Consider the following 1,209-nt stretch of genomic DNA (forward strand, 5'->3'; position numbering starts at 1 on the left):
CGATTATTCGACAATCTTGGTGACAACACCCGCGCCGACGGTACGCCCACCCTCACGGATGGCGAAGCGCAGACCCTCTTCAATGGCGACCGGCACGATCAACTCGATGCCCATCACCACGTTATCACCCGGCATCACCATCTCCATGCCCTCCGGCAGCTTGATGCTCCCGGTCACATCGGTGGTGCGGATGTAGAACTGCGGGCGGTAGCCGGGGAAGAACGGGGTATGACGGCCACCCTCTTCCTTCTTCAACACGTAGACTTGGGCGTCGAACTTGGCGTGCGGCTTGATGCTCCCTGGCACCGCCAGCACCTGGCCTCGCTCGATGTCGCTGCGCTCAATCCCGCGCAACAGACAGCCGACGTTATCGCCCGCCAGACCCTCGTCCAGCGTCTTCTGGAACATCTCCACACCGGTGACGACGGTCTTCTTGGGCGCCTCATCGCTCATGCCGATGATCTCGATGGTCTCACCCACCTTGACCTTGCCACGCTCGATACGGCCCGTCACCACGGTACCACGGCCCTTGATGCCGAACACGTCCTCGACTGGCATCAGGAAGGGCTGGTCGGTGGCGCGCTGCGGGGTGGGGATGTAGTTGTCCACCTGCTCCATCAGATCCAGGATGCACTTATACTCCGGCGCATTGATATCCTTGCTAGTGCTCTCCAGCGCATTACGGGCGCTGCCACGCACAATCGGGGTATCGTCGCCGGGGAACTCGTACTTGCTCAGCAGTTCGCGCACTTCCATCTCGACCAGTTCGAGCAACTCCGGGTCGTCCATCATGTCCACCTTGTTCAGGAAGACGACGACGGCCGGAACCTGCACCTGACGGGCCAACAGGATGTGCTCGCGGGTCTGCGGCATGGGGCCATCGGGGGCCGAGACGACCAGGATCGCGCCGTCCATCTGCGCCGCGCCGGTGATCATATTCTTGATGTAGTCGGCGTGACCGGGGCAGTCCACGTGGGCATAGTGGCGGTTCTCGGTCTGGTACTCGACGTGCCGAATGGCAATCGTGATCCCACGGGCGCGCTCTTCGGGGGCGTTGTCAATCTGGTCGTAGGCCAGGAACTGGGCCGCCCCGCGCAGCGCGAGCACCTTGGTGATCGCGGCGGTCAGCGTCGTCTTGCCGTGGTCCACGTGGCCAATCGTGCCGACGTTAATATGCGGCTTGGTGCGCTCGAACTTCTGCTTCGCCAT

1 protein-coding gene is annotated in these 1,209 nt (G+C 62.5%); it reads right to left on the reverse strand.

All coding sequences use genetic code 11. The features are described from left to right. Positions 1 to 3: 3 nt before the first annotated feature. Positions 4 to 1,209 carry an elongation factor Tu gene (gene tuf, locus EKD03_RS18270; protein ID WP_129633895.1) on the reverse strand — a complete coding sequence of 402 codons (1,206 nt, stop codon included), beginning with the start codon at positions 1,207 to 1,209 and terminating at the stop codon, positions 4 to 6.

The sequence above is a fragment of the Candidatus Oscillochloris fontis genome, from assembly GCF_004138135.1.
GTDB classification, from domain to species: domain Bacteria; phylum Chloroflexota; class Chloroflexia; order Chloroflexales; family Chloroflexaceae; genus Oscillochloris; species Oscillochloris fontis.